We start from the raw sequence: 26,149 nt of genomic DNA on the forward strand, positions 1-26,149 counted from the left end.
TCGGTCGCGCGTGTCGGGTCCCAACAAGTGAGAAACACGAAATGTCGAACTGTGTTCTGTAGCAATGTTTTCGAGGGTAGCTAGGACACCGGCTGGGTGGGGTGGCCGAGCCTGGCCGGTGTCTCGTCGTCCATGGTCGCGAAGAATTCGCCGAGCACGCCGACTATCTGGTCCACCGAATCCGCGCAGTACAGCACCGGTTGGTAGTGCGTGATGTCGTAGGCGATGGTGCCCATCTCCGCGACGTCGAGCGGCCGCAGGCGCGCGTGCCGGAACTCGTCGATCTCGCCGTAGGACGACAGCAGTCCGGCACCGTAGCAACGGATTTCATCGTTCTCGCGGACCACGCCGAACTCGAGCGAGAACCAGAAGACATCGGCGAGGAATTTCAGCGCGGTGTCGGTCTCCAACCTGGCCACCGCGGCGCCGACCGTCTCGTACAGGGCCGCGAAACGTGGGCTGGCGATCTGGCTGGCGTGGCCGATGATCTCGTGGATCGCATCGGGTTCCGGGGTGTAGAGCGGGGCGGAGTGGTGACGGATGTACTGGGTGGAGTGGAAGGTGCGCTCGGCGAAGGAACCGAAGAACTCGCGCAGCGGAACCAGGCCGGCGGCGGGCACGTACCGGAAGCCGGTGAGGGGGGTGAGCAGCCGCGATACCTCGTCGAGTTGCGGTATGTGATCGTGCGGGAGGGCAAGGTTGCTCGCTGCCTCCCGCACCTCACGGCAGGCGTAGACCTCGTGTTTGCGGGCCAGCTCCGCCGACACGATCCGCCACACCCGCTGCTCGTCGTCGGTGTAGTCGATGTGCGGTGCGGGGGCGCCGGGGGAGTGGTCGAGCGCGAGCGCGGCGATGGCGTTGCGGCGCGCGCGGTAGTGCTCGTCGTGCACGCCGGGGTGGTCATCGCTCAGGTGCACTGTCACGTCGCCGTCACGCTCGCGCGTCACCGGCGAGTAGAGCTGGGCCTCGGTGAACATGACTCCAGGCAAGCACCGCATTCCCGTCGCGACAACAACCACGCCGACAACTGCGCAAACTGCACAGTTGCAGGGTTCGTCGCGGTCGGATTCCGGCGGTGAACTGTGTTTTCTGTGTGCTTGCTGACGGTCCTCGCGCATAGCTGTGCGGACTTGCGAACACGCGGTTTCGGTAACGACGCGGTGAATTAGCGGACGAGCCGAGCGGCCATCGCGCAAAATTGCGTGCGTAGAAGAGGAGGTTGCGTGCGCACCCTGCGAATAGATCTCGATCAGCGCCTGCTGGCCGCTGCCGCCGACATCATGGGCACCGCCGACAGCAATGCCACCGTCAACGAGGCGCTGCGCCGCATCGTGGTGCACGAACGTCAGCTACGGAATTTGGAACGTTTGATGGCAGATTCGGTATTCAGCACAGATCCGCCCACCGACCAGGGCAGTGCCCTCGATCCAGATTCGGTATTCAGCACAGATCCGCCCACCGACCGGGGCAGTGCCCTCGATCCAGATTCGGTATTCAGCACAGATCCGCCCACTGATTCCGTCCTCCTCGCGGAGTCGACCTAGGGGGACAGGTCCAGGTTCGGGTTCGTCACCGAGGTGGTGGCCGAGGGGTAGCCCGAGTCTGTCGGTACCCCCTGCGATTATCGGAGTCAGTCACCGATCCGCAGGGGGATACGATGTCGGTTCCGATCGCGAGTTTGCCTGTCGCCCAACGCCCGCGTGAGCGATTGCGCATGCTCGGCCCACACGCGCTCAGCGACGGCGAGCTGCTGGCGCTGCTGCTCGGACAGGGCACCCGCGGCCGATCCGCACTCGAGGTCGCCGCCCAATTGATCGGCGATTACGGCGGTTTGGCCCAACTCGCCGCCGCCCGGCCCGAGGAACTGGCCGTCCACGCCGGCATCGGCCCAGCCAAAGCCGCCACGGTCGTCGCCGCTTTCCACCTCGGCACCCGCTCGCGCACCCCCACCGAGTCGCTACCCCAGCTCGCCACCCCCGAAGACATCGCGGCCGTAGCGATCCCGCTGTTCGCGGGCGCCCGCGTAGAGCGCCTGCTCGTCCTCGTCTGCGACACCCAAAACCGCCTACGTCACCGGGCTTTCGTCGCCGAAGGCGCCATCGACCACGTCGCCGTCCCCGTCCGCGAAATCCTCAACACCGTCCTGCGCAACGACGGCCGAGCCTTCGCGCTGGTGCACAACCACCCCTCCGGCGACCCGACTCCCAGTCCCGACGACCGCCGAGCCAGCACCCTGCTCCACCAAGCCGCCCGCACGGTGGGCCTGCGCTACCTGGACCACCTCGTCGTAGCGGGCGAAATCTGGTCCACCGCCGCACCTTTCCCGTGACAGAAGGGTGGTTCTCTCAGCCGGCGAAACCGGTGGTGCGGGCGAGGTCGGCGAGCATGGCGTCGAACATGATCTCCGGGTCGGCCAGGGGGATCGGGTAGTTGCCGAACACCTCGAGGGTGACGTGGCCGAACAGGCGGGCCCAGATCTGCACCATCAGATACGTCACGCCGAGGTCGAGCTTCTCGGCGGGGAACTTCTGCCCGGATTCGGAGAGCATGGCGAGCAGGTCGGTCTGGAAGCCGACGAGGTCGTCGCGGAGCGCGGCCGGGATGGTCTCGCCCGGTGGGGTGGCGATCTCGAAGTTCGCCAGGAGTCCGCCCGCGGCGGCGAGGAAGATCCGGCCGAAGGGCTCGTCGAAGCGGTGCATCATCGACCGCTGCGAGGTGGGCGAGGCGAACACCAGGGTGAATTCCCTCGGGTTCGCCAGCGCCCAGTGCCGGAAGCCCCGGCAGATGGCAAGGAACCGCACCGCGCCGTCATCGGGCAGCGGCTCGATCTCGGTCGAGAGGAACTGGGCGAGATCGGCACAGAACTCCACTCGCATCCGCTCGATCAACTCGTCGCGTGACGAATAGTGCCGATACAGCGCGGGCGCGGTGACGCCGAGTTCGCGGGCGATCGCCCGCAGGGTGACCGCGTCCGCGCCCTGCTCGGACAGCAGCGCCCGGGTGACCCGCCGGATATCGGCATCGGTCACCACCGGCGCACGGCCACGCGCCTTGCCCGTCACCCGGCCACCCCCTCGATCACACGTCGGTTCAAGCGTATTCGACCTCCCAGCGCTTGATGCCGTTGAGCCAGCCGCTGCGCAGCCGCACCGGCTCGGCGACCTGGCGCAGGTTCGGCATCGCGTCGGCAATGGCATTGAACATCAGGTCGATCTCCAGGCGGGCCAGATTCGCGCCGACGCAGTAGTGGGTGCCGGTGCCGCCGAAGCCGACGTGCGGGTTGGGGTTGCGCAGGATGTCGAACCGGAAGGGGTCGACGAAGGCCTGCTCGTCGAAATTGGCCGAGCTGTAGAACAAGCCGATGCGCTGGCCCTTCTCGATCTGCTGCCCGCCGAGTTCCAGGTCGCGCGTGGCGGTGCGCTGGAAGGCGGTCACCGGCGTCGCCCACCGCACGATCTCGTCGGGCGCGGTGCGCGGACGCTGCTCCTTGTAGAGCTCCCACTGATCCGGGTTGTCCACGAAGGCCTTCATGCCGTGGGTGATCGAATTGCGGGTGGTCTCGTTGCCCGCGACCGCGAGCAGGATGACGAAGAACGCGAATTCGTCCGAGCCGAGGTGCTCGCCGTCGACGTCGGCGTTCACCAGCTGGGTGACGATGTCGGCCGCCGGACAGCCACGGCGCTGTTCGGCCATGTTCCAGGCGTAGCCCATCACCTCGGCGGTCGCGGTGTGGTGGTTGCCCTCGAACTCCGGATCGTCGTAGGAGATCATCTGATTGGTCCAGTCGAACAGCTTCATGCGGTCCTCCTGCGGTACGCCGATCAGCTCGGCGATGGCCTGCAGCGGCAGTTCACACGCGATCTGCTCGACGAAGTCGCCGCGACCGGCCTTCTTGGCCTCCCACACGATCCGCTCGGCCCGCTCGGTGAGCGCCGCCCGCAGGTTCTCCACCGCGCGTGGGGTGAAGCCCTTCGACACGATCCGCCGGATCTTGGTGTGCTGCGGCGGGTCCAGGTTCAGCATCAGCATGTTGCCGAGCATGTCGATCTGCTCGCGGGTGGTCTCCTCGTTGAACCGGATGATCGCGGTGTTCTCGTGCGAGGAGAAGTCCTCCGGATTCTTCGAGATCTCCTTGATGTCGGCCAGCGTCGACACCACCCAGTACCCGCCGTCGTCGAAGCCGCTGGCGCGGTCGGGCTGCGCGCACCACCAGACCGGAGCGGTGCGCCGCAGTTCGGCGAACTCCTCGATCGGCAATCGGCTGGCGAGGAGATCGGGATCGGTGAAATCGAATCCCGCGGGGATGTTTGTGCTGGTCACGGCAGTCTCCTTCGATCCGGTGCGCGGATGTCGCACCGTGATGTGGAACACGTTCTCCACGATGAAACCACGTCGATGCTGTTTATGAACAATGTTTAGTAATACCTGTTCACAAACTGGTTCGATCGTTTCGGGACGTGGGGTCCGGTCCTGGGATCTCCCGATTCGCCGACCGCCACCGGCCGTCCTGGGCAAGATGGCGGCGTGGACCTGCCGTTTCTGCGTGCGAACCCGCACCTGTTGCCGACGTTTCTCGCTCATCAGCGGTTACGGACGACGCCTGTCGCGGGTGGGTCGATCAGTGTCGCCGAGCGGATCGCGCTCGACGATGGAACGCATCTATTCCTGAAGACCTGGCCCGGCGGGGTGTCCGCCGCCCCGACCGTCGAGCCCGCGCCCGCTCCGCCCGGGCTTTTCGCGGCGGAAGCGCAAGGGCTTCGTTGGCTACGGGAGGCGGGTGGGGTCGCGGTCCCGGAGTTGTACGCGCAGACCGACGAGCTGCTGTTGATGCAGTGGGTTGACCATGCCGAGCCGACCGCCGCTGCCGCCGAACGATTCGGTGCGGGATTGGCGGTCACCCATGATGCGGGCGCCTCTGAATTCGGCGCTGCCACCGAAGGTTTCCTCGCGGGACTTCCCCTCGACAACACCCCCGGCCAGGACTGGCCGACCTGGTACCGCGAGCGCCGAATCCTGCCATACCTGAAACTCGCCGTCGACGCGGGCGCCCTCGACCCCGCCGACGCCGGCTCCATCGAATCGATCCACATCGAAGCCCCCGCCGAACCCCCTGCCCGAATCCACGGCGACCTCTGGCCGGGGAACATCCTCTGGGGCCCCTCCGACACCCCCTGGCTGATCGACCCCGCCGCCCACGGAGGCCACCCCGAAACGGACCTGTCGACCCTGTCCCTCTTCGGCGGCGCCGCCTACCTCCCCCGAATCATCGCCGCCTACAACGAAGTCCACCCCCTGGCCCCCGACTGGCAAACCCGCATCCCCCTCCACCAACTCCACCTCCTGCTGGCCCACGCCGTCCTCTTCGGCCGCTCCTACCGAACCGCCGTCCTGGACGCGGCTTACCCTTACCGCTAGCTGGTCGTAACGGGACATGTTGTGTCAGAACGAAGGCCACCGACATCATTCGATGCTGATGGCCTTCGCCGGTGTGGTGTTCAGATCGGCGACGGCTCCTGTCGCCGCATCGCGGGCAGGACGCGAGGTGCCGAACGGGTGGCCCAGATCGCGAACCCGATGTACAGGACCTGTTCCGGGATCCGCTGCCACAGGGGCGAGGCAGGCTCTCCCGCGAAGGGGATGTCGTTGAGGGCGGCGTAGATGTTGGCGGGCAGTAGCAGGAGGAACAGGGGGACCAGGGCCCAGCCTGCCAGCCATCGAGTGCGGGTGAGGATCAGGCCGACGGCCGCGAGCAGTTCCAGGACGCCGCTGGCGAGGACCATGAAGCCGGGGAACGGGACGAAGGGCGGGATCATGGCGACCATGTCGGCGTAGTTAGGCATCACGGTGACGCTCGCGGGCATGAAGTGCGCGGTTCCCGTCATCACCAGCATGACGGCCAGTGCGTGGGCGGCGCTGACGGACCACGAGGCGAAGCGGGTCACGCCGAGGGCTCCGAGCGTTCGGAAGACGACGAGCGAGCCGATCAGAGCTACGAGGGTGATCATAAGGACTCCCAGAATGGATACTGATACTATCTACTATGGATAGTAACACTATCCATTCTGTCGGCATTCCCGCAAGTGCCGACGAACGACAAAGGCCGCCCACACCTTTCGGTGTGGACGGCCTGTGCCGAGCGGAAAAGATCAGCGGGTGAAGAGCAGGGCCCGCTTGACTTCCTGGATCGCCTTGGTGACCTCGATGCCACGGGGGCACGCGTCGGTGCAGTTGAAGGTGGTGCGGCAGCGCCAGACACCTTCGACGTCGTTGAGGATGTCGAGGCGCTCGCGGGCGCCTTCGTCACGGCTGTCGAAGATGAAGCGGTGGGCGTTCACGATCGCGGCCGGGCCGAAGTAGCTGCCGTCGGTCCAGTACACGGGGCACGAGGTGGTGCAGCAGGCGCACAGGATGCACTTGGTGGTGTCATCGAAGCGGGCCCGGTCGGCCTGGCTCTGGATCTGTTCGCGGGTGGGCTCGTTACCCGAGGTCATCAGGTAGGGCTTCACCGCGCGGAACGCGTCGAAGAACGGCTCCATGTCGACCACGAGGTCCTTCTCCACGGGCAGGCCGCGGATCGGCTCGACGGTCATGGTGAGGGTCTTGTCGCCCTTGGGCAGCAGGTCCTTCATCAGCACCTTGCACGCCAGGCGGTTCACATTGTTGATCCGCATGGCGTCGGAGCCACACACGCCGTGGGCGCAGGAGCGCCGGAAGGTGAGGGTGCCGTCCAGGTAGGACTTGATGTAGATGAGCACGTTGAGAAAGCGGTCGGTCGGCAGGACCGGCACCTGGAACGAATCCCAGTAGGCGCCCTCGCCGTTCTCCGGGTTGAAGCGGGCCACCTTGACGGTGACCATGACCGAGCCCTCGGGCACCGGCGCCGGCTTCTGCTTTGCGGTATCGACTGCAGCAGTCATCAGTACTTACGCTCCATCGGCTCGTAGCGGGTCTGCACCACCGGCTTGAAGTCGAGGCGGATCTCGGAGATCAGCTCCGGCCCCTCCTTGTACGCCATCGTGTGCCGCATGAAGTTCACGTCGTCGCGGTCCGGGTAGTCCTCGCGGGCGTGGCCGCCACGCGATTCCTTACGGTTGAGCGCGCCGACGACGGTGACCTCGGCCAGCTCGAGCAGGAAGCCCAGCTCGACGGCCTCGAGCAGGTCGCTGTTGTAGCGCTTGCCCTTGTCCTGCACCGTGATCCGGGTGTAGCGCTCCTTGAGCGTGTGGATGTCGGTGAGAACCTTCTTGAGGGTCTCCTCGGTGCGGAACACACCCGCGTTGGCATCCATCGTGGCCTGCAGCTCGGTGCGGATGTCGGCCACGCGCTCGTTGCCGTGATCGGACAGGATCAGCTCGAGCCAGTCCATCACCATCTGCGACGGGTTCTCCGGCATCTCGACGAACTCGGTGCGGTTGGCGTACTCGGCGGCCGCGATGCCGGCGCGACGGCCGAACACGTTGATGTCGAGCAGCGAGTTGGTGCCGAGACGGTTCGCGCCGTGCACCGACACGCAGGCGCACTCGCCGGCGGCGTAGAGGCCGGGGACCACGTCGGTGTTGTTGCGCAGCACCTCGCCACGGATGCGGGTGGGGATACCGCCCATCACGTAGTGGCAGGTCGGCATGACGGGCACGAGCTCGGAGACCGGGTCGACGCCGAGGTAGGTGCGCGCGAACTCGGTGATGTCGGGCAGCTTCTCCTCGAGCACGTCGGCGCCGAGGTGGGTCACGTCGATGTAGACGTAATCCTTGTTCGGGCCTGCGCCACGGCCTTCGGCCACCTCGAGCACCATCGAGCGGGCGACGATGTCACGCGGCGCGAGGTCCTTGATGGTGGGGGCGTAGCGCTCCATGAAGCGCTCGCCGGAAGCGTTGCGCAGGATGCCGCCCTCGCCACGAACAGCCTCGGAGATGAGGATGCCGAGGCCGGCGAGGCCTGTCGGGTGGAACTGGTGGAACTCCATGTCCTCGAGCGGCAGGCCCTTGCGGAACACGATCGCCATGCCGTCACCGGTCAGCGTGTGCGCGTTCGAGGTGGTCTTGTACATGCGGCCCGAGCCGCCGGTGGCGAACACGATCGACTTCGCGTGGAAGATGTGGATCTCGCCGGTCGACAGCTCGTAGGCGACGACGCCGGTGGCGACGGGGCCACGATCGGACTCGGTCATCACCAGGTCGAGCACGTAGAACTCGTTGTAGAACTCGACGTCGTGCTTGACGCAGTTCTGGTAGAGCGTCTGCAGGATCATGTGACCGGTGCGGTCGGCGGCATAACACGCGCGACGCACGGGCGCCTTGCCGTGGTCACGGGTATGGCCACCGAATCGACGCTGGTCGATCTTGCCCTCGGGCGTGCGGTTGAACGGCAGGCCCATCTTCTCCAGGTCCATGACCGCGTCGATGGCCTCTTTGGCCATGATCTCCGCGGCGTCCTGGTCGACGAGGTAGTCGCCACCCTTGACGGTGTCGAAGGTGTGCCATTCCCAGTTGTCTTCTTCGACGTTGGCCAGCGCGGCGCACATGCCACCCTGGGCCGCGCCGGTGTGGCTACGGGTCGGGTACAGCTTGGTCAGGACCGCGGTACGAGCGCGCGGGCCGGCCTCGATCGCCGCGCGCATGCCCGCGCCACCGGCGCCGACGATGACCACGTCGTAGCGATGCTCCTGAATCGGACGGGATTCACTCATGCGAGGTGGCCTGTTCCTAACCTGTGATGTTGGGGTCGAAGGTGAAGATGACGTACGTGCCGACAGCGACGACCAGGACCATCGAAATCGCGAGAATGGTCTTGAGCCAGAACCGGGTGGAGTCCTTGCGCGAGTAGTCGTCGATGATGACGCGCAGGCCGTTGCCGCCGTGCAGCTGAGCCAGCCACAGCATCGACAGGTCCCAGAACTGCCAGAACGGGCTGGACCAGCGACCGGCCACGAACGCGAAGTTCAGCCGGTTCACGCCACCGTCGATCATCAACATGATGAACATGTGGCCGAGCACGAGGACGATCAGGAACAGGCCCGAGATGCGCATGAACAGCCATGCGTACTTCTCGAAGTTGCCGTTCGACTTGCCACGCGGCGAGCGCGGGGAGTCGAGGCTGGCCGGGCGATCGTAGGACTTGCCGAGGACAGGTGCAGACATATCAGTGCTCCGTCAGCAGGTAGAAGAACTGGCGGCCGATGCCGGCGGCGGAGACCAGAATCCAGATGGTGAGGACGATCCACAGCATCTGCTTCTGGAATCGCGGACCCTGGGACCAGAAGTCGACCAGAATGACCCGGACGCCGTTGAGGGCGTGGAACAGGACGGCGACGACGAGACCCATCTCCATCAACGCCACGACCGGGTTCTTGTAGATCGCGATCGAGTGGTCGTAGGTGTCCGGGTTGACCCGGACCAATGCCGTGTCCAGCACGTGCACGAAGAGGAAGAAGAACAGCGTGACACCGGTGATCCGGTGCAGCGCCCAGGACCACATGCCGGGGTCGCCGCGGTACAGCGTCTTCCGCTTCGGCTGGGCCGGAGCCGGAGCTTCTATCGTGGTCATAGAGTGCGGTGCCTCCAACGTCGTTGATGGACCCGGTCACAGATCCGACGCCGGCATGCGTGGAGAGGCAAATGCCCAGGTGGCTGCGCTGTATTCTCGAGCGCTCGCCCGCCGCCGGGAACCTGAACCGATCTTCGCTGAACTCTAATCCCCTCTGTTTCGCGGAACTAATTCGGCGTGCCGTGCGTTGCGCGTAAAACAGGCGAGTTAGGTTTACCTTTCCCAATGCCGAATACTGGTGTTTCGGCCCCTGTTTCCCTGTGTTCGGCGGGATCCGCTGGAGGTTTTCGATGCCCGAAATCGACTGGAATACGTTGCATGACATGGCAATTCGCGCTATGGGGTCGGCGTATGCCCCGTACTCGGGTTTCCCGGTCGGCGCCGCTGCTCTCAGCGCGGATGGCCGAATTGTGAGCGGATGCAATGTGGAAAATGTCTCATATGGGCTAACCCTGTGTGCCGAATGTGTACTCGTCGGTAACTTATTCGTGTCGGGTGGCGGGCGTCTCATCGCCGTCTCCGTGACCGATTCTCGGGGCCAAATCCTGATGCCGTGCGGGCGCTGTCGTCAGCTGCTGTTCGAGCACGGTGGGGGCGAACTTCTGGTGGATCACGCCGAGGGCCCGAAGCCGCTGTCGGAGCTCCTGCCCTATGCCTTCGGACCGGATGACCTGGCAGCCGGACAGCAGTAGTCGGATCGCAGTGCCAGACTTGGCGGCATGACGGCACTTGATGCGGTTTCAGTCATTACTACCAAGCGCGACGGCGGAGAGCTGTCCGACGCACAGATCGACTGGGTGGTGGACGCGTTCACCCGGGGGATCGTGGCCGATGAGCAGATGTCGGCGCTGGCCATGGCGATCGTGTGGCGGGGGATGACCCGGCGCGAGACCGCGCGGTGGACGGCGGCGATGATCGGGTCGGGTACCCGGATGGACTTCACCGATCTGCCGCGACCGACCGTCGACAAGCATTCGACCGGTGGGGTCGGCGACAAGATCACCCTCCCGTTGGCTCCGCTGGTAGCCGCGTGCGGGGCGGCGGTGCCGCAGTTGTCGGGGCGTGGGCTCGGGCACACCGGCGGGACACTGGACAAACTCGAGGCGATCCCCGGCTGGCAGGCCGACGTGACGGTGCCCCGGATGCGCGAGATCCTGACCGACCCGGCGATCGGCGCGGTGATCTGCGCCGCGGGCGCCGATCTCGCCCCCGCCGACAAGCGCCTCTACGCGCTGCGGGATGTGACCGGGACGGTCGAGTCGATTCCGTTGATCGCGAGTTCGATCATGAGCAAGAAGATCGCCGAGGGGACGGCGGCGCTGGTGCTGGATGTGAAGGTCGGCTCGGGTGCCTTCCTCAAGACGCTCGACGGCGCTCGCGAACTCGCCACGGCGATGGTCGAGCTCGGGCGCGACGCGGGTGTGAAGACCGTCGCGCTGCTCACCGCGATGGATACACCGCTCGGGCGCACCGCGGGCAATGCGCTGGAAGTGGCCGAGTCGGTCGAAGTTCTCGCTGGTGGGGGGCCTGCGGATGTGGTCGAGCTGACGTTGACGCTGGCGCGGGAGATGGTCGCGCAGGCGGGGCTGCGGATCGATCCCGCCGATGTTCTCGCTGACGGTCGGGCGATGGATCACTGGCGCGCGATGATTCAGGCGCAGGGCGGGGACCCGGATGCCGCACTGCCGGTCGCGCGGCACAGCGAGATCGTACGGGCGGAATCGAGCGGGGTGCTGACTCGGCTCGACGCGATGGGGGTGGGCGTCGCGGCGTGGCGGCTGGGCGCGGGGCGTGCTCGGCAAGGGGAGAAGGTCCAGGCGGGAGCCGGCATCGAGATGCATGCCAAACCGGGGGATTCGGTGGTGGCGGGGCAGCCGTTGCTGACGCTGCACACCGATACGCCGGAGGCGTTCGCCGGGGCTTCGGCTGCTCTCGCCGACGCGGTGACGATCGATTCCGCGCCCGACGGTAAGCCGGGGGAGTTGGTGCTCGGGCGGATCGAGTGAGTGCGAGCCTCGGGATTCGCGCCCGCCGGATGGCCCGCAATAGTCCTTTGCGGGACGGATAATCAACGAGACGGTTGCCACGTGGGGACTTCGCTGCCGGGATCGGCGCGGGCCGCTACCGTCTATACATGACTGGACCGGCGCCCCTTGACCTAGCTTCGATCCGACGCGCACCGAAGGCCTTGCTGCACGATCACCTCGACGGTGGTCTACGGCCCTCGACGGTGCTAGAGCTGGCCGCGGACTGCGGCTATGACGAATTACCCGCTGCCGATGCCGAGAGTCTGGGGGCGTGGTTCCGCGACGCCGCCGACAGTGGGTCGCTGGAGCGGTATCTGGAGACGTTCGCGCACACGGTCGCGGTGATGCAGACCCCCGAGGGGCTGCGTCGGGTGGCGCGGGAGTGCGCCATCGACCTCGCGGCCGACGGGGTCGTCTACGCGGAGGTGCGGTTCGCGCCCGAGCAGCATCTGGAGAAGGGCCTCACGCTCGACGAGGTCGTCGAACACACGCTCGCGGGATTCCGGGAGGGTGAGGCGATCGCGGCCGAGCAGGGCAATGCCATCCGGGTGACGTGTCTGCTCACGGCGATGCGGCACGCGGCCAGGTCGCGCGAGATCGCGGAGCTCACCGTCCGGTTCCGCGACAGCGGCGTCGGCGGGTTCGATATCGCGGGCGCCGAGGCGGGATTCCCGCCCACCCGGCATCTGGACGCGTTCGAGTATCTGCGAGCCAATCACGCGCACTTCACGATTCACGCGGGTGAGGCGTTCGGCTTGCCGTCGATTCACGAGGCGCTGGCGTTCTGCGGCTGTGATCGGCTCGGCCACGGAGTGCGGATCACCGACGACATCAGTGTCCCCGGCGATATCGAGGACGCGCAGCTCGGCCTGGTCGCGAACTATGTGCGCGATATGCGGGTGCCGCTGGAACTGTGTCCCTCGTCGAATGTGCAGACCGGCGCGGTGCCCTCGCTGGACAAGCATCCGTTCGACCTGCTCGCCCGCCTGCGCTTCCGGGTCACCGTCAACACCGACAACCGGCTGATGAGCGACACCTCCATGAGCGAGGAGATGAGCAAGCTGGTCGACACCTTCGGCTACGGCTGGAGCGACCTGGAACGCTTCACCATCAACGCCATGAAGTCGGCCTTCATCCCGTTCCCGGACCGGCTGAAGATCATCGACGAAGTGATCAAGCCGGGGTACGCGGTACTGCTCGGTTGACATGAATCAGGGGTGGCACCGCATCGGCGCCACCCCTGATCTGTCGAGAATTACTCGCTGACGAGGCGCGCCTCGAACGCACGCTGCAGGTCGCGGAACTGCTGGGCCTCCGACGCGTACGGCGGGTTCGGCGCCATCCGGTTCGGATCCGGGTTGAGCAGGTACGAGACGTACCAGCCGAGCGGATTCGACTGCGCGAGAGCGGTTTCCACGCTGTCGTCATCGGCGTAGTCGGCGGCGTCGCTGAACAGTTCGACCGCGAGATCGAGCTGTTCGATGTCGACCGCCTCCGGCCCCTCGGCCAGATCGTCGACCAGACCGGTGAGCACGTAGACGTTCTCGTCGGTCACCTCGACCTCGAGCGAACCGTCCACCGCCGCGGTCTGCACCTCGGCGAAGGTCGACACCCGGGCCAGCTCGTGCTCGTGATCGTCGGCCAGATAGCGGGCCAGTGCGCGCTCGGAAGCGAAGACGGTGATGCTGCGGCCGTCACCGAGGAAGATCGGCTCGTCGTCGAGGTAGCAACGCAGGGTGAACTGCTCGCCGTCGGAGGTGACGATCTTGACGGGGTCGATGCCGACCTCGTCCCAGAAGGACTCCTCTTCGTCGTCGTCGGTGGCGGTGAGGTCGACGTTCTCGAACTCTTCCTCCTCCTCGGCGACATCGTCGGCGTCGACCTCGTTCTCCTCGGCCGCCAGCAGCTCCGCCTCGGCGACGGCGACCGCGGCCGCGTCGACCTCGGGGGTGCTCACGACGCCGTCGATCGCGTCGAGCACGCCGTCCCAGCCCTTGACGATCGCGGCGCCGACCTGGTCCCACAGCTCTTCGCCGTCGCGGCCGACGAACGTGCTCGCCCCGCTGGCCAGTGCGCCGAGTACCGGGTTGTTGCCGAAGAACTTGGTCACCACGTCGAGCTCGCACACCTCGGCGATATTGCGCACCATCGCCAGGGTGTCCTCGAGCTCGCCGATGACATCGACGTCAGGTTCGCCCGCGGCCAGTTCCGGCACGGAGACCAGATCGAAGCTGAAGTTCTCCTCCGGCTCCAGCTCAGCGGCCGAAAGACCGACGATGACCGCCCAGGACGGGTGGTCGACGAGGTCGTTGTCGGAGTTGGTGCGGATGAACGCCGCCAGCTCCGCAACGGACTCGAATCCGTAGAGGTCGTCCTCGTGACCGAGGAACGCCTCCCACTCGTCGTCACCGTCGCGCCAGCGCGGTGCCCACAGGGTGACGAGATCGCCATCGGTCAGACCGAGCTCGATCGGGACGATGTCTCCAGAAGCCATGACGCGAAGCCTAGCTAGCTCGAGCGCCGGGCACTATCCGGCCCGGGTGCTAATTGCCCGTCGGGCTGTGCACTCGGTCCGGTGAGCGATTCGTTCAGTGTCGCAATGATGTTGGAACGCGCCTCACCGGCGGTCTCGGTGGCCTGTTTGCAGGCGGCCAGGATGAGCGCGGCGGCCTCGGTGGGCGCCAGCGTGGTGATGCCTTCGTCCAGTGTCAGGGCGACGAGGGCGCCCTCGCTGTTCACCTCGGCGGTGACCAGCCCGTCTTCGGTGGTGAAACGCCCGTTGACCTGCTTCAACCCGTACAGTGCCGCTTCGAGCGCCTCGAGCTTTCCGGTGACGCCCGCGACCAGGGCGTCCATTTCCGCACTCACAGTGGCCTCATCCAACTCGTCTGACCGGTGTCGGCGTCGTCGATGCGATCGAGCTCGTCGACCGCCTGACGCCGGGTGGGCAGGTTCATCTTGTCGAGCAGTTCATCGGGGATCTGCGCCTGCTCGCTGTAGACCTCGCGAAGGCGGGCGGCGGCGGCGATGGTCGAGCGCCGGGTCAGGCGCAGGATCTCGTCGGCCAGCGCCTGGGCGCCGAACTGGTACTCGCTGCGCTCGAACTTGATCGCGATCGGCAGACCCATGCTGGTCGCGCGGACCGAGATCGTGCCCGACCGGTTGGTGCTGACCGCGGACTCCACATTGGGCACCTCGGGGATCGGCGTGCCGCTCATTCGGTGGGCCTGTAGAAGCCGTAGAACTCCATGCCACTGTTCTCCGTTCGGATGGAACTGATCGAAACCGGATCGCCCGCCTCGACGAGCTGCCCGTTGCCGACGACCATGGCGACATGGCCGTCCCACACGGCCAGATCGCCCGGCATCAGGTCACCGGGGGATACCTGAGGATGTCCGATGTGCTGTTGCTGCGCGAGGCGGGGAAGTTCCACCCCGGCTTCGCCGTAGGCGTACTGGGTGAGCCCGCTGCAGTCGATGCCCGATTGCGGGTCGTTGCCGCCCCAGACGTACGGGGTGCCGACGGCGCCGATGGCCGAGCGGACCGCGGTGGCGGCCTCCTCGTTGGGTGCCTCGACCGTGCTGCCGTCGGGCAGGGTGATCTTGACGCCGGTGCCGGACCCGGTCGACGAACCGGCCGACGACCCCGTCGAACCGCCCGTTCCCGTGCCTGCGCCCGTGCCGCCGGTGGAGGTCGACTTCGAGGTGCTGCTGTTGCTGCCGCCCATCGCCGTCGACAGACCCGATCCCATGGCGCTGAGCACCGTGCTGCCGGTGCTCGCCGCGGTCGAGAGCAGACCGGAACTCGACGCCGAGGACACGAGGTTGCTCGCGCCGGACGAGACGTTCGCCAGCGACGTGCTCGACGGTGCGGGAGTGAGTTCCTGGATCGCGGCGGTCTGGGTGCTCATTTCGTCCTGCACCCGGCCGACGACGCCCATGCCCTGACCGATGTGGTCGATCGCCGAGCTCACCACGGCGGTCAGACCGGCGGGTGTGCCGAGGGTGGGGCTGAGCGCGGACACCTGGGACAGGAACGAGTTGACGATCCCGTCGAGCTCTTTCTGCCCGGTCTCCACGTAAGCCGCGGCCTGGTCGACGACGGTCGCCATCTCGGTGCCGTTGTCGCTCAGCGTGGCCGAGGACGTCTGCACGCGCAGCGCCTTGGACGTGGCCGCGTCGACGGCCTGGCCGTCCCACGCGGTGTTCACGTTGTTGATGCTGTAGCGACCCTGTTGATAGATCTGGTCGAGGTTGGTCGAGGTCGAGCGCAAGCCGTCGGAGGCGCCGCCGGTGCCGACCACGCCGGTGCCGAAGCTCGACAGCAGATCAAGGAGGGGCTGAGCCAGTCCGCTGAGGTCGATCATGCGTCGGTACCGAGATCGCCCGCGGTGGCGGTGATCCCGGCCGCGTTGTTCAGATCGGTCTCGACAAGGGTTGTCGCGGCGCTGGCGGTGGCCAGCCCCATGCTTCCCATGACCGCGGACAGCTGGGCGATCGCCGCCACGTGGCCGGCGTGCGCGGCAGAGTAGGCGGCGGTGAAATCGCCGCCGATGAGACCCATGATGGGGCCGAGCAGAGTGGGGTCGGAGGCAACCGAACCAGCCGCCGCGGTGGCCAGTTCCGTGGCCATCACCTCAGCAGCCGCGCTGTACGCGACGATGCCCTCGGCATCGGCTGACATTTTCGTCATCGAACTTCCCCCAATCCTCGAGTTCCCGGGCAGAGTACGTCACTCAGTATCTTGGACGCACCGACTCCGCATTCGGTTCCCTCGACCGCGAAAATATTTCCCCAGCGGTCGTAGGCGCGAAGCGCCAAGCGACCCTATCGTCTTTTCATGCGCACCGACACCGTCGACCATCCGCTCGCCGCAACCCTGCTCAGCACCATGCGGGACGCCCGTACCGACAACGCCACCTTCCGCAATGCTCTGGCCGATCTCACCGGCATCCTCATGTACGAGGCACTGCGCGACGCGCCGGTGGTGCGCGAGCCGATCGACACGCCGGTCGCGGTCACCGACGGCGTCCGATTGGCGTCGCCGCCGCTGCTGGTGCCGGTCCTGCGGGCCGGGCTCGGCATGGTCTACGCCGCAGCCGAACTCGTCCCGCAAGCCCGCGTCGGTTTCGTCGGCATCGCCCGCGACGAGCAGACCCACGAGCCGGTGCCCTACCTCGAGTCGCTGCCCGCCGACCTCACCGGCCTGCCCGTCTTCGTCCTGGACCCGATGCTGGCCACCGGCGGCTCGATGCGCCACACCATCGAACTCCTCGTCGCCCGAGGCGCCACCGACATCACCGCCGTCTGCGTCGTCTCGGCCCCCGAAGGCGTTGCCGCCCTCGCGGCCTCGGGCCTGCCGGTCCGCCTGGTCACCGCCGCCGTCGACGAGAAACTCAACGAGAACGCCTACATCGTCCCCGGCCTCGGCGACGCGGGCGACCGCCAGTTCGGCCCGCGCTGAACTATTCCTCGCTGCCTGCCAGCGACCGGCAAAACGTGGTGAGCTGGGAAAGACGCTGGGCAGCAAGCTGTTTCGTGTCTTTCAGATCGTCTCGGTCGGCCACCGGGGCGAAAACCTCCAGGTAGCACTTGAGTTTGGGTTCGGTGCCTGACGGGCGGACGACGATGCGGAAGTCGTCGGCGTCGAAGATCAGCGCGTCGGTGCGCAATCGGCCGCGGACCTGCGCCTGGTCGGTGAATTTCACCGGGGTGCCTGCGATTTCGCTGGGTGGATTCGCACGCAGGGCGGCGACCAGCACGGTCGCGGCGGCCTGGTCGGGGAGGCGCAGCGAGACCTGGCCGCCCGCGTGCAGGCCGAATTCGGCGGCGTAGGAGTCGAGTTCGCCCTGCAGCGTCTTGTCCTGAGCTTTCAACAGGGCGACGAGGTCGGTGGCGGCCACCGCGGCCGAGATGCCGTCCTTGTCACGGACCTTCGAGGGGTCGACGCAGTGTCCGATGGCTTCCTCGTAGGCGTAGACGAGTCCGTCGCCCGCCCTGGCCAGCCATTTGAAGCCGGTGAGGGTCTCGGCGTAGCGAGCCGAACGCGCGGCGGCCAGCTTCGACAGCAGGCGCGAGGACACGATGGTCGTGGCGACCAGCGGGTCGGTGGGACGCGTGCGCAGCACGTAATCGGCCAGCAGCACGCCGGTTTCGTCACCGCGCAACATGCGCCAACCGTTCGGGCCGGGCACGCCGAGCGCACAGCGATCGGCATCGGGATCGAGCGCGATCGCCACGTCGGCCTCGATCCGCTCGGCCAGCGCGAGCAACAGATCGGCGGCGCCCGGCTCTTCCGGATTGGGGAAGGCGACGGTGGGAAAGTCGGGATCGGGGGCGAACTGTTCCTCGACCACATGCACGTCGGTGAACCCCGCCGCGGCCAGCGCGCGCACCGCGAGCTCGCCGCCGACACCGTGCAGCGCGGTGAGCGCGATCCGCACACCCGCCCGCTCGCCGGGACCGCCCAGCAGGCCGGGCAGTTCCGCGACGCGCTCGAGATAGCGATCGACCAGGTCCGCACCGGAAACCGAAACAGTTTCCCGCGCAATCGGTTCGACGACCGCCTCGATGTGCTTCTCGATCTCGCTGTCGGCGGGCGCGATCAACTGCGACCCGCCGTCGAGATACACCTTGTAACCGTTGTCGGCGGGCGGATTGTGCGAGGCGGTGATCTGCACTCCCGCTACCGCACCCAGCTCTCGCACCGCGAACGCCACCACCGGAGTCGGCACCGGATCCGGCAGCACTGTCACCGGAAAGCCCGCGGCAGTGAAGATCTCAGCGGTCGCCGTGGCGAACTCGGCCGACCCGTGCCGCGCGTCCCGTCCCACCACCACGGCCCCGCCGCCGAGGCACCGCTCACGCAGCCAGTCGGCCAGCCCGGCCGTGGCCCGCGACACCGTCGTCACATTCATGCCGTCCGGGCCCTCGCGCAACGGTCCACGCAGGCCAGCGGTCCCGAAACGCAGCATCTACACGCGCTCCAGAATGCCGCGCAGCAGCTTGCCCAACCGGGGCGCCGCGGCCTGCCCTTCGGCCAGCACCTCCGCGTGCGAAAGATGTTCCCCGGTAACGCCCGCGGCCAGATTGGTGACCAGCGAGATGCCGAGTACCTTCGCGCCGAGCGAACGCGCCTCGATCGCCTCCAGCACCGTCGACATGCCGACCAGATCGGCGCCGATGGTCGCGAGCATGCGGATCTCGGCAGGCGTCTCGTACTGCGGACCGATGAGTCCGGCGTACACGCCTTCGGTCAGGCTCGGGTCGATTTCCCTTGTCAGCGCACGCAATTCGGAGTCCCATGCATCGACCAGGTCGACGAATCGCGCACCGACCAACGGGGTGCGCGCGGTGAGGTTGATGTGATCGGCGATCAGCACCGGCTCACCCACCTGTAGCCCGGCCCTGAGCCCGCCCGCGGCATTGGTGAGCAGCACGATCTCGGCGCCCGCCGCGATCGCCGCCGTCACCGGATGCACCACCTGCTGGGGCGTATAGCCCTCGTACAGGTGCTGACGCCCCATCAGCAGCAGCACGTTGTTGTCGTTCACGGTGACCGAATGCACCATGCCCCCGTGCCCCTGCGCACTGGGTTTGCCGAAGCCGGGCAGCTCCGTCATCGGGATCGAGGCACGCGGCGCGCCGATCTCGGCTGCTGCCTCCTGCCACCCCGATCCCAGCACCACGGCCACGCGATGACGCGGCACCCCCGTACGTTCGGCAATCGCCGCAGCGGCCTGTTCGGCAGTCATGAAGGGAGTCTAAGCCGCGTGGGCGGTGGGTGTCCCCGGCCCGAGCGGCAGTGGCGCCACGATGCGGTCCCTACGTGTCGTACCCGCGAGTAGGTACGTCTTCCGTCGCGGTTTATTCTCCCTGCATGCCGTATTTGGAGCGCTCTGGTGATGTTTTCGTCCTGTACCTCGGCCACGAGGGTGAGACAGACAACGAGAACCGTTTCTCGCCGGACTGGATCGAAGCCTTCCACGCCGCACTCGACAAGGTCGAGGCGTCCGAGGGTGCTGCCGCGTTGGTCACCGTCGCGACCGGCAAGTACTACAGCAACGGCCTCGACACCGATTACGTCTTCGGCAACCTCGACAAGATCCACGGCTACCTCGACCGGGTGCACTCCCTCTACACCCGCCTGCTGACCTTCCCGTTGCCGACAATCGCCGCGGTCAACGGCCATGCGTTCGGCGCGGGCGCCATGCTGGCGACCTCCCACGACTTCCGGGTGATGCGCGGTGACCGCGGCTTCTGGTCGCTGCCCGAGGTGCACCTCGGCATGCCGTTCACCGTCGGCATGAACGGCTTGCTGAAGGGTCGCCTGAGCAACCAGGTGTGTGTCCAGGCGATGACCACCGGCCACCGTTTCAGTGCCGACGAGGCCATCGCCGCGGGCATCGTCGATGCCAAGGCCGACGCCGACGAGGTGCTGCCCGCCGCGATCGCCCGCGCCGCCGCGCTCACCAGCCTGCGCAAGCCGATCACCCCGATCATCAAGACCGCGCTGCACGCCGAGACCCTCGCCGCGCTGGCCACCCCCGTCACTCCGGAGAATCTTCCCTTCGGCAACTGACCCCGCTCGCCGGTGCGCCGCTGTCGGGCACTGATGCAAGACTGGGGGTATGGCACCCTCGCGCACCGGCGAACTCACAGCCACCGCCTCCGACGCCGCGATTATGGCTGCCTCGGACGAGCTGATCGGGCTCTCGCACGCGATCCACGCCGAACCCGAGCTGGCCTTCGCCGAAACGCGTAGCGTCGCCAAGGTCCTCGCGCCGCTGGTAGAGCGCGGATTCGCGGTCACGACGAACGTCGCCGGCCTGTCGACGGCCTTTCGCGCCGTGTACGGCAGCGGTCCGCTCACCGTCGGTATCTGCGCCGAATACGACGCGCTGCCCGAGATCGGGCACGCGTGCGGGCACAACATCATCGCCGCGTCCGCCGTCGGCGCTGCCCTCGGTCTGGCCGCCGTGGCCGACGCGCTCGGCCTGACCGTGGTCGTGCTCGGCACGCCCGCGGAGGAGAGCGGCGGCGGCAAGGTGCTCATGCTGGAAGCGGGCGCCTTCGACGACATCGCGATGGCGATGATGGTCCACCCCGGCCCCGTCGACATCGTCGGCGCGCGCTCCTTGGCGCTGGCCGACCTCGCCATCGTCTTCCACGGCCGCGAGGCGCATGCCAGCGCCGCGCCCGAACTGGGCCGCAACGCGGGCGACGCGGTGACCCTGACCCAGGTAGCTGTCGGCTTGCTACGACAGCATCTGCGACCCGGTCAGCAGCTGCACGGTATAGTGTCCGACGGTGGCGTAGCCCCCAACATCGTGCCCGGACGTGCGGAGTTGCTGTACTACCTCCGCGCGGCCGATTCCGACTCCCTCGACGACCTGATGCGCCGAGCGAAGGCGTGTTTCGAAGCGGGCGCCCTGGCAACCGGCTGCACCCACGACATTCGGACGCTCGCGCCCACCTATACCGAGCTCACCCCCGATCCGGTTCTCTCCGCTGCCTACCGCGCGCAGATCACCGGGCTGGGACGGACGCCGATGGCGCCCGAGCTCGAGGTGCTGCGACCGCTCGGGAGCACCGACATGGGCAACGTCACCAACGTCGTTCCCGGTATCCACCCGGTGATCGGCATCGACGCGGGTGGCGCGGCAACCCATCAACCCGCGTTCGCCGCCGCCGCGGTGAACGCCTCGGCGGACCGGGCGGTGCTCGACGGCGCGCTCGCGTTGGCGCGTACCGCTGTCGCCGTGGCAGGCGATGAAGTACACAGGGACAGGTTGTTGCAACGGCTGATCGAACGACAGGAGGATATTCGGTGACCATTTCCGGCCATCCGGGCACCGCACGCGCAGGCTCCGACGCGCTATCGATGGGTGTGGGAACCCCCTCGATGGCACGCGAGACCGCAGCGTGTCCGACCACGCCGGACACCGAACCAACTCTGATGTCGGGAACCGAGATCATCGACGCATGGCTGGCTGAGCACACCGGTGACCTGGTGCAATGGCGCAGGCACATCCACGCCAACCCGGAGTTGTCCCGGGCGGAGTTCGCCACCACCGAGTTCGTCTCGGGCTGGCTCACCAAGGCCGGATTGACCTGGGAAGTACTGCCGGGCGGCACCGGCTTGATCTGCGACTTCGGCCCCACCGATCGTCCGCGCATCGCCTTGCGCGCCGATATGGACGCGCTGCCGATGCAGGAATTCACCGGTCTGACCTTCGCCTCGACGGTGCCCGGTGTGTCGCATGCTTGCGGGCACGACGCGCACACCACGGTGCTGCTCGGTGCCGGGCTCGCGCTGGCCGAGGCTCAGGACACGTTGCCGGTCGGGGTGCGGCTGGTGTTCCAGCCTGCCGAGGAAGTGATGCCCGGTGGTGCGCTCGACGTGGTCGCGGCCGGCGGGACGACCGGGGTCGATCGGATCTTCGCGCTGCATTGTGACCCGCGTTTGGAGGTCGGCAAGGTCGGCGTGCGAACCGGAGCCATCACGTCGGCGGCCGATACGGTCGAGCTGGTGCTCGATTCGCCGGGTGGGCATACTTCGCGGCCGCATCTGACCAGCGACCTGGTCTACGCGATCGGAACTGTCATCACGGGTCTGCCCGGATTGCTGAGCCGACGCGTCGATCCTCGAACCAGCACGATCATGGTCTGGGGTGCGGTGAGCGCGGGCAAGGCGCCCAACGCGATTCCGCAGACGGGCATGCTCACGGGCACCGTGCGCACCGGCGATCACGCCACCTGGCTGCTGCTGGAGCCGTTGGTCCGCGAGATCATCGACGGCTTGCTCGCGCCGACCGGTGTGCGCTACCAGCTCAACTACAAGCGTGGTGTGCCGCCGGTGGTCAACGACCCGACGTCGGCGCTGATGTTCGAGAACGCGATCTTGGGACTGGGGGAGGACGCGCTGGCCGACACCCCGCAGTCGGGCGGCGGCGAGGACTTCTCCTGGTACCTGGAGGAAGTGCCCGGCGCGATGGCCAGGCTGGGCGTCTGGTCCGGCGTCGGCGAGCAGTTGGATCTGCACCAGCCGACCTTCGACATCGACGAGCGCGCGTTGGCGGTCGGCGTGCGAACCCTGACGAACATCATTCTGCAGGCACACTGACTGATCCCGCGCCGGTCACGCGACCGGCGCGGGATCCTCTCAGGCTCCGGGCCCGACGTTCTTGCTGTTGCGGGTACGCAAGGCGTGGACGTAGTCCTCTGGGGCGCCTGCTTTTTCGGCCGCGTCGGCGATCACGCCGATGTAGCGGGCCGAGGGGAGGCCGCCTTCGTAGGCGTCGAGGACGTAGAGCCAGGCCAGGCGGGACTCGCCCTGGGTGCCGGTGACTCGGATTCGGATCTTCTTGTGGATACCGAAGTCGGAGCCCTCCCAGCGGTCGAGGCTGTCCTCGTCCTCGGGGGAGACGTCGTAGAGCACGACGAATACCCGCGAGCCGGGATCCTCGACGACGGTGGCCAACGGCCCTTCCCAGCCGATGTCGTCACCGGCGAAGGTCAGGCGCCAACCCTCCAGCCACCCGGTCCCGGACATGGGCGAATGCGGGCAGCGTTCCAGCATCTGCGTCGAGTCCATGTTGGACCCGTAGGCGGCATAGATCGGCACCATGGAACTGTAGCCAATAACCCCGGTGGAATTCCCGTCTCCCTCCCAGATCGGCTGACCGTCACACTTGCCGGTGGCGCAGAACACGGCGCGGAACACGCGCACCGTTGTTCACCGATCCGACCCGGCCATGTCACATCGCACCTGAAATGATGAGTCGACAGCACGGACGAGCCCTCACAAGGGGCAGTCCGATCAGGCGAGCACAAGGAGCGTGACTGGTGGCACGGATTGCGATCATCGGTGGTGGACCGGCCGGATACGAGGCGGCACTGGTAGCCGCCCAGCACGGGGCCACGGTGACCCTGGTGGACGCCGACGGTATCGGTGGCGCCTGTGTGCTGTGGGATTGCGTGCCGTCGAAGACCTTCATCGCCTCGACGGGCCTGCGCACCGATCTGCGCCGCGCCCGCGACCTCGGCATCAATATCGATGCCGACCAGGCGAAGGTGCACCTGCCCGAGGTGAACGCGCGCGTCAAGGCGCTCGCCTTGGCGCAGTCCTCCGATATTCGCGCCAAGTTGCAGGCCGCGGGTGTGCAACTTCTCCCCGGTTACGGCGAATTGGTCGGGCCCGCACCGGGTTTGGCGCATCGCGTGCGCGCGAACCTGGTCGACGGCGGCTCCGAGGAGTTCGAGGCCGAGGTCGTGCTGATCGCGACCGGCGCGAGCCCGCGGGTGCTCCAGGGCGCCGAGCCCGACGGTGAGCGGATCCTGAACTGGCGTCAGCTCTACGACCTGCCGGAACTGCCGGAGACGCTGGTCGTCGTCGGATCCGGTGTCACCGGCGCCGAATTCGTGTCCGCGTACACCGAGATGGGTGTGCGGGTGAAGCTCGTGTCGAGCCGTGACCGCGTGCTGCCCGGCGAGGACGCCGACGCGGCCCTCGTGCTGGAGGAAGCCCTCGCCGAACGTGGCGTGGAGCTGGTCAAGCACGCCCGCGCCGACGCCGTGGAACGCACCGCCGAAGGCATCGTGGTGAAGCTGTCCGATGGTCGCACCGTCACCGGCTCGCACGCGCTGATGACCGTCGGCTCCACCCCGAACACTCAGAACCTGGGCCTGGATCGGGTCGGGATCGAACTCGATCGCGGTGGATACCTTCGCGTCGACCGGGTTTCGCGAACCTCGGTGCCCGGCATCTACGCCGCGGGCGACTGCACGGGTCTGCTGCCGCTGGCTTCGGTGGCCGCCATGCAGGGGCGGATCGCGATGTACCACGCGCTCGGCGAGGGCGTGAGCCCGATCAGGTTGAAGACGGTGGCCTCGGCGGTGTTCACCCGCCCGGAGATCGCGACCGTCGGCGTGAGCCAGACCGCCATCGACAACGGTGAAGTCCCCGCCCGCACGGTGATGTTGCCGCTCAACACCAATCCGCGCGCGAAGATGTCGGGGCTGCGGCGCGGCTTCGTCAAGATCTTCTGCCGCCCGGCCACCGGTGTGGTGATCGGCGGTGTGGTGGTCGCGCCGATCGCCTCGGAGCTGATCCTGCCGATCGCGCTGGCGGTGCAGAACAATCTGACGGTCACCGATCTGGCGCAGACGTTCTCGGTGTATCCCTCGCTTACCGGTTCGCTCACCGAAGCCGGACGTTTGCTGATGCGGCACGACGACCTCGACTGAGCCCCCGACCCCGGAATGTGAAACGAATCACAAGGGCTTCCGGGTTTCGAATTGTCTTGTTCGCCAACGTTGCTCGTCGCTTCTCGGCAACCGCCACGCCAGGTGTTTGCGCAGGCGGCACCCGGTGAACTCGAAACCTTGTGCTGCGTTGCCTGTCCCGCGCTCATGTGGTTGACTCACCGCCGAGGCGCGATCAGTTTGTGATCGCGTGGTGGATGCAGTGGGGGATTCCCTCCGGGAAAGGGATTACGAAAAGTGAAGCATCGTAAGCCGAGTCGGGCGCAGCGAGCGATGGCAAGCACGTCATTGCCTTTGGCTGCCGCGGCAGCAGTGGCAACCCTCCTCGCGGCGCCGGCCGGTGCGGTCCCCAGCGACCAGCCGACCACCCCCGCGACTCCGGCTCCTGCGCAGCCGGGCCAGCCTTCGGGTGAAGTAGAAGCCCCGGAGACCCCGGATACCCCGGAGAGCGTGAAGCCGGGTCAGGCGAAGCCGGGCGAGACCAAGCCGACGCCGGCCCAGCCGGGCGTCACCAGCCCCGCGCCGGGTCAGCCGGGGCAGGAGACCCCCGCCAAGCCGACGCCGAGCCAGCCGGGCGTCACCAGCCCCCGTGTCGCGCCGCTGCCCGTGCCGGGACAGGCACAGCCCGCGGTCCAGCCGGAGCGCGCAGGCGCGACGCCCGACCAGCCGGGCACCACCAAGCCCGAGACCGGCACCACGCCGAGCCAGCCGGGCGCCACGCCGGGCCAGCAGCAGACGCAGCCCACCGTGCCGTCCGATCAGGGCACCGGGAACGGCACCCAGGCCGAGGTCGAGTCTCCGGACACCCTCGTCCAGGAGCCGAAGGAACCGTCCTGGCAGGCGCCGCGCCTGGCCAACGCGCCCGCCGCGCCCGTCGTCGAGATGGAAGGCCCGCGTCAGGAAATTGGCGTCACCGTCGACGGCGCCGGGATCCTGGCCAACACTCACCACTACAACAACGCCTCGGGCTACGTCGGCACCGTCGGCTACCGGACGCCGGGTGGCGGTTTCGGTGACGCCGGTGTCTCGGTCGAGTACGTCGGTGCGAACGAGGTCAAGGTCACCACCTTCAACGGTGGCGACGGCCGCAGTGACAACACCACGGTGACCGTGCTCGACACCACGCAGGCCAACCTGGCCAAGGCCGCGGTGGAGAACTGGATCAAGGCGCAGCCGGGTGGCACCGCCGCGCTCGATGCGGCCGCGAAGGCTACACTGCCCGTGCCGGGGGAGTTGCTTCAGACGTTGAACGTCGCGGGTGTGAACACCCAGTGGGGTGGCTCGATCCAGTACTGACACGCAGTTTGACGTGTG

General features: G+C 67.3%; 28 protein-coding genes. 12 read left to right on the forward strand and 16 right to left on the reverse strand.

Annotated elements, in window-relative coordinates; translation table 11 throughout:
• Positions 1–80 precede the first annotated feature (80 nt).
• Positions 81–977, reverse strand: a complete 897-nt coding sequence (locus tag OHS03_RS33250) for a phenylalanine 4-monooxygenase (RefSeq protein ID WP_328659464.1) — start codon at positions 975–977, stop codon at positions 81–83.
• Positions 978–1,223: 246 nt separating this feature from the next.
• On the opposite strand from OHS03_RS33250, the gene OHS03_RS33255 reads away from it, so the two are divergent.
• Both OHS03_RS33255 and OHS03_RS33260 read left to right on the forward strand, forming a co-directional pair.
• A complete protein-coding gene (locus OHS03_RS33255) occupies positions 1,224–1,544 on the forward strand; it encodes a type II toxin-antitoxin system VapB family antitoxin (protein WP_328659465.1) in 321 nt (106 codons plus the stop codon).
• A gap of 113 nt (positions 1,545–1,657) precedes the next feature.
• Positions 1,658–2,329 carry a JAB domain-containing protein gene (locus tag OHS03_RS33260; RefSeq protein ID WP_328659467.1) on the forward strand — a complete coding sequence of 224 codons (672 nt, stop codon included), beginning with the start codon at positions 1,658–1,660 and terminating at the stop codon, positions 2,327–2,329.
• Between the two features lie 16 nt (positions 2,330–2,345).
• Here OHS03_RS33260 and OHS03_RS33265 read toward each other — a convergent pair whose 3' ends face one another.
• Together OHS03_RS33265 and OHS03_RS33270 are read right to left on the reverse strand one after the other, a co-directional pair.
• The gene (locus OHS03_RS33265) at positions 2,346–3,062 is read right to left on the reverse strand and encodes a TetR/AcrR family transcriptional regulator (RefSeq protein WP_328659470.1); all 717 of its coding nucleotides are present in this window, start codon (positions 3,060–3,062) and stop codon (positions 2,346–2,348) included.
• Positions 3,063–3,090: 28 nt separating this feature from the next.
• Complete coding sequence (locus OHS03_RS33270) at positions 3,091–4,320, reverse strand: cytochrome P450 (protein WP_328659473.1); 1,230 nt, start codon at positions 4,318–4,320, stop codon at positions 3,091–3,093.
• A 204-nt stretch (positions 4,321–4,524) separates the two neighbouring features.
• Between OHS03_RS33270 and OHS03_RS33275 the strand changes: the two genes are divergently transcribed.
• Positions 4,525–5,415, forward strand: a complete 891-nt coding sequence (locus tag OHS03_RS33275; protein WP_328659475.1) for a fructosamine kinase family protein — start codon at positions 4,525–4,527, stop codon at positions 5,413–5,415.
• A gap of 80 nt (positions 5,416–5,495) precedes the next feature.
• On the opposite strand, the gene OHS03_RS33280 is transcribed toward OHS03_RS33275, so the two are convergent.
• The 5 genes from OHS03_RS33280 to sdhC all read right to left on the reverse strand — a co-directional run bounded on the left by OHS03_RS33280 (position 5,496) and on the right by sdhC (position 9,543).
• Positions 5,496–6,005 (reverse strand): DoxX family protein, encoded by a 510-nt coding sequence (locus tag OHS03_RS33280; RefSeq protein WP_328659477.1) that lies wholly within the window; start codon positions 6,003–6,005, stop codon positions 5,496–5,498.
• 141 nt (positions 6,006–6,146) lie between these two features.
• Positions 6,147–6,917, reverse strand: coding sequence for a succinate dehydrogenase iron-sulfur subunit (locus tag OHS03_RS33285; protein ID WP_056818106.1), 771 nt, complete (start codon positions 6,915–6,917; stop codon positions 6,147–6,149).
• Positions 6,917–8,668 (reverse strand): succinate dehydrogenase flavoprotein subunit, encoded by a 1,752-nt coding sequence (sdhA, locus tag OHS03_RS33290; RefSeq protein ID WP_056819186.1) that lies wholly within the window; start codon positions 8,666–8,668, stop codon positions 6,917–6,919. Before sdhA ends, OHS03_RS33285 begins: the two co-directional genes overlap by 1 nt.
• 34 nt (positions 8,669–8,702) lie before the next feature.
• Positions 8,703–9,137 carry a succinate dehydrogenase hydrophobic membrane anchor subunit gene (locus OHS03_RS33295; protein WP_328659479.1) on the reverse strand — a complete coding sequence of 145 codons (435 nt, stop codon included), beginning with the start codon at positions 9,135–9,137 and terminating at the stop codon, positions 8,703–8,705.
• Between the two features lies 1 nt (position 9,138).
• A complete protein-coding gene (gene sdhC / locus OHS03_RS33300) occupies positions 9,139–9,543 on the reverse strand; it encodes a succinate dehydrogenase, cytochrome b556 subunit (RefSeq protein WP_328659481.1) in 405 nt (134 codons plus the stop codon).
• A gap of 290 nt (positions 9,544–9,833) precedes the next feature.
• Between sdhC and OHS03_RS33305 the strand changes: the two genes are divergently transcribed.
• The 3 genes from OHS03_RS33305 (at position 9,834) to OHS03_RS33315 (ending at position 12,775) form a co-directional block, all read left to right on the forward strand.
• On the forward strand, positions 9,834–10,235 hold the full coding sequence (locus OHS03_RS33305; RefSeq protein WP_328659483.1) for a cytidine deaminase: 402 nt from the start codon (positions 9,834–9,836) through the stop codon (positions 10,233–10,235).
• A gap of 27 nt (positions 10,236–10,262) precedes the next feature.
• Positions 10,263–11,549, forward strand: a complete 1,287-nt coding sequence (locus OHS03_RS33310) for a thymidine phosphorylase (RefSeq protein WP_328659484.1) — start codon at positions 10,263–10,265, stop codon at positions 11,547–11,549.
• Between the two features lie 128 nt (positions 11,550–11,677).
• The gene (locus tag OHS03_RS33315; RefSeq protein WP_328659486.1) at positions 11,678–12,775 is read left to right on the forward strand and encodes an adenosine deaminase; all 1,098 of its coding nucleotides are present in this window, start codon (positions 11,678–11,680) and stop codon (positions 12,773–12,775) included.
• A 50-nt stretch (positions 12,776–12,825) separates the two neighbouring features.
• On the opposite strand, the gene OHS03_RS33320 is transcribed toward OHS03_RS33315, so the two are convergent.
• Genes OHS03_RS33320 through OHS03_RS33340 form a run of 5 tightly spaced genes read right to left on the reverse strand, consistent with a single transcriptional unit; the run spans position 12,826 to position 16,262 of the window.
• The gene (locus OHS03_RS33320; protein ID WP_328659488.1) at positions 12,826–14,064 is read right to left on the reverse strand and encodes a SatS C-terminal domain-containing protein; all 1,239 of its coding nucleotides are present in this window, start codon (positions 14,062–14,064) and stop codon (positions 12,826–12,828) included.
• A 14-nt stretch (positions 14,065–14,078) separates the two neighbouring features.
• Complete coding sequence (locus OHS03_RS33325) at positions 14,079–14,438, reverse strand: YbaB/EbfC family nucleoid-associated protein (protein ID WP_056818094.1); 360 nt, start codon at positions 14,436–14,438, stop codon at positions 14,079–14,081.
• Positions 14,435–14,788 (reverse strand): hypothetical protein, encoded by a 354-nt coding sequence (locus tag OHS03_RS33330; protein ID WP_056818092.1) that lies wholly within the window; start codon positions 14,786–14,788, stop codon positions 14,435–14,437. Before OHS03_RS33330 ends, OHS03_RS33325 begins: the two co-directional genes overlap by 4 nt.
• Positions 14,785–15,936 carry a C40 family peptidase gene (locus OHS03_RS33335; RefSeq protein WP_328659490.1) on the reverse strand — a complete coding sequence of 384 codons (1,152 nt, stop codon included), beginning with the start codon at positions 15,934–15,936 and terminating at the stop codon, positions 14,785–14,787. The genes OHS03_RS33330 and OHS03_RS33335 overlap by 4 nt, the downstream gene beginning before the upstream one ends.
• Positions 15,933–16,262 carry a hypothetical protein gene (locus OHS03_RS33340; RefSeq protein WP_328659492.1) on the reverse strand — a complete coding sequence of 110 codons (330 nt, stop codon included), beginning with the start codon at positions 16,260–16,262 and terminating at the stop codon, positions 15,933–15,935. The genes OHS03_RS33335 and OHS03_RS33340 overlap by 4 nt, the downstream gene beginning before the upstream one ends.
• A 147-nt stretch (positions 16,263–16,409) precedes the next feature.
• Here OHS03_RS33340 and upp point away from each other — a divergent pair, with 147 nt between their 5' ends.
• Entirely contained in the window at positions 16,410–17,033 is a 624-nt protein-coding gene (gene upp / locus OHS03_RS33345) for a uracil phosphoribosyltransferase (RefSeq protein ID WP_056818087.1), read from the forward strand.
• A gap of 1 nt (position 17,034) precedes the next feature.
• Here the strand turns inward: upp and OHS03_RS33350 are convergent, their stop codons facing one another.
• Positions 17,035–18,543: a phospho-sugar mutase gene (locus tag OHS03_RS33350; RefSeq protein WP_328659495.1), complete on the reverse strand. Its 1,509-nt coding sequence runs from the start codon at positions 18,541–18,543 to the stop codon at positions 17,035–17,037.
• Positions 18,544–19,323: a purine-nucleoside phosphorylase gene (locus OHS03_RS33355; protein ID WP_328659497.1), complete on the reverse strand. Its 780-nt coding sequence runs from the start codon at positions 19,321–19,323 to the stop codon at positions 18,544–18,546.
• A 125-nt stretch (positions 19,324–19,448) separates the two neighbouring features.
• Here OHS03_RS33355 and OHS03_RS33360 point away from each other — a divergent pair, with 125 nt between their 5' ends.
• From OHS03_RS33360 to OHS03_RS33370, 3 genes are all read left to right on the forward strand, one after another.
• Positions 19,449–20,150 carry an enoyl-CoA hydratase-related protein gene (locus tag OHS03_RS33360; RefSeq protein WP_328659499.1) on the forward strand — a complete coding sequence of 234 codons (702 nt, stop codon included), beginning with the start codon at positions 19,449–19,451 and terminating at the stop codon, positions 20,148–20,150.
• Positions 20,151–20,199: 49 nt separating this feature from the next.
• Positions 20,200–21,402, forward strand: coding sequence for a M20 family metallopeptidase (locus OHS03_RS33365; protein ID WP_328659500.1), 1,203 nt, complete (start codon positions 20,200–20,202; stop codon positions 21,400–21,402).
• A gap of 125 nt (positions 21,403–21,527) precedes the next feature.
• Positions 21,528–22,694 carry a M20 family metallopeptidase gene (locus OHS03_RS33370; protein ID WP_328664526.1) on the forward strand — a complete coding sequence of 389 codons (1,167 nt, stop codon included), beginning with the start codon at positions 21,528–21,530 and terminating at the stop codon, positions 22,692–22,694.
• 39 nt (positions 22,695–22,733) lie between these two features.
• Here the strand turns inward: OHS03_RS33370 and OHS03_RS33375 are convergent, their stop codons facing one another.
• Positions 22,734–23,195 carry a gamma-glutamylcyclotransferase family protein gene (locus tag OHS03_RS33375; protein ID WP_056819179.1) on the reverse strand — a complete coding sequence of 154 codons (462 nt, stop codon included), beginning with the start codon at positions 23,193–23,195 and terminating at the stop codon, positions 22,734–22,736.
• 221 nt (positions 23,196–23,416) lie between these two features.
• Between OHS03_RS33375 and OHS03_RS33380 the strand changes: the two genes are divergently transcribed.
• Both OHS03_RS33380 and OHS03_RS33385 read left to right on the forward strand, forming a co-directional pair.
• Positions 23,417–24,817, forward strand: a complete 1,401-nt coding sequence (locus tag OHS03_RS33380; RefSeq protein WP_056818075.1) for an NAD(P)H-quinone dehydrogenase — start codon at positions 23,417–23,419, stop codon at positions 24,815–24,817.
• Positions 24,818–25,108: 291 nt separating this feature from the next.
• Positions 25,109–26,131, forward strand: coding sequence for a hypothetical protein (locus OHS03_RS33385; RefSeq protein ID WP_328659502.1), 1,023 nt, complete (start codon positions 25,109–25,111; stop codon positions 26,129–26,131).
• Positions 26,132–26,149: the final 18 nt, after the last annotated feature.

It is taken from the genome of Nocardia salmonicida, assembly GCF_036142455.1.
GTDB lineage: Bacteria > Actinomycetota > Actinomycetes > Mycobacteriales > Mycobacteriaceae > Nocardia > Nocardia salmonicida.

Bases quoted from the DNA above. Each gene is read 5' to 3' on its own strand.
- OHS03_RS33250 (WP_328659464.1), bottom strand. From the start codon at position 977: ATGTTCACCGAGGCCCAGCTCTACTCGCCGGTGACGCGCGAGCGTGAC.
- OHS03_RS33260 (WP_328659467.1), top strand. From the start codon at position 1,658: ATGTCGGTTCCGATCGCGAGTTTGCCTGTCGCCCAACGCCCGCGTGAG.
- OHS03_RS33280 (WP_328659477.1), bottom strand. From the start codon at position 6,005: ATGATCACCCTCGTAGCTCTGATCGGCTCGCTCGTCGTCTTCCGAACG.
- OHS03_RS33285 (WP_056818106.1), bottom strand. From the start codon at position 6,917: ATGACTGCTGCAGTCGATACCGCAAAGCAGAAGCCGGCGCCGGTGCCC.
- OHS03_RS33295 (WP_328659479.1), bottom strand. From the start codon at position 9,137: ATGTCTGCACCTGTCCTCGGCAAGTCCTACGATCGCCCGGCCAGCCTC.
- sdhC (WP_328659481.1), bottom strand. From the start codon at position 9,543: ATGACCACGATAGAAGCTCCGGCTCCGGCCCAGCCGAAGCGGAAGACG.
- OHS03_RS33305 (WP_328659483.1), top strand. From the start codon at position 9,834: ATGCCCGAAATCGACTGGAATACGTTGCATGACATGGCAATTCGCGCT.
- OHS03_RS33310 (WP_328659484.1), top strand. From the start codon at position 10,263: ATGACGGCACTTGATGCGGTTTCAGTCATTACTACCAAGCGCGACGGC.
- OHS03_RS33315 (WP_328659486.1), top strand. From the start codon at position 11,678: ATGACTGGACCGGCGCCCCTTGACCTAGCTTCGATCCGACGCGCACCG.
- OHS03_RS33320 (WP_328659488.1), bottom strand. From the start codon at position 14,064: ATGGCTTCTGGAGACATCGTCCCGATCGAGCTCGGTCTGACCGATGGC.
- OHS03_RS33330 (WP_056818092.1), bottom strand. From the start codon at position 14,788: ATGAGCGGCACGCCGATCCCCGAGGTGCCCAATGTGGAGTCCGCGGTC.
- OHS03_RS33335 (WP_328659490.1), bottom strand. From the start codon at position 15,936: ATGATCGACCTCAGCGGACTGGCTCAGCCCCTCCTTGATCTGCTGTCG.
- OHS03_RS33340 (WP_328659492.1), bottom strand. From the start codon at position 16,262: ATGACGAAAATGTCAGCCGATGCCGAGGGCATCGTCGCGTACAGCGCG.
- upp (WP_056818087.1), top strand. From the start codon at position 16,410: ATGCGCACCGACACCGTCGACCATCCGCTCGCCGCAACCCTGCTCAGC.
- OHS03_RS33350 (WP_328659495.1), bottom strand. From the start codon at position 18,543: ATGCTGCGTTTCGGGACCGCTGGCCTGCGTGGACCGTTGCGCGAGGGC.
- OHS03_RS33355 (WP_328659497.1), bottom strand. From the start codon at position 19,323: ATGACTGCCGAACAGGCCGCTGCGGCGATTGCCGAACGTACGGGGGTG.
- OHS03_RS33360 (WP_328659499.1), top strand. From the start codon at position 19,449: ATGCCGTATTTGGAGCGCTCTGGTGATGTTTTCGTCCTGTACCTCGGC.
- OHS03_RS33365 (WP_328659500.1), top strand. From the start codon at position 20,200: ATGGCACCCTCGCGCACCGGCGAACTCACAGCCACCGCCTCCGACGCC.
- OHS03_RS33370 (WP_328664526.1), top strand. From the start codon at position 21,528: ATGTCGGGAACCGAGATCATCGACGCATGGCTGGCTGAGCACACCGGT.
- OHS03_RS33385 (WP_328659502.1), top strand. From the start codon at position 25,109: ATGGCAAGCACGTCATTGCCTTTGGCTGCCGCGGCAGCAGTGGCAACC.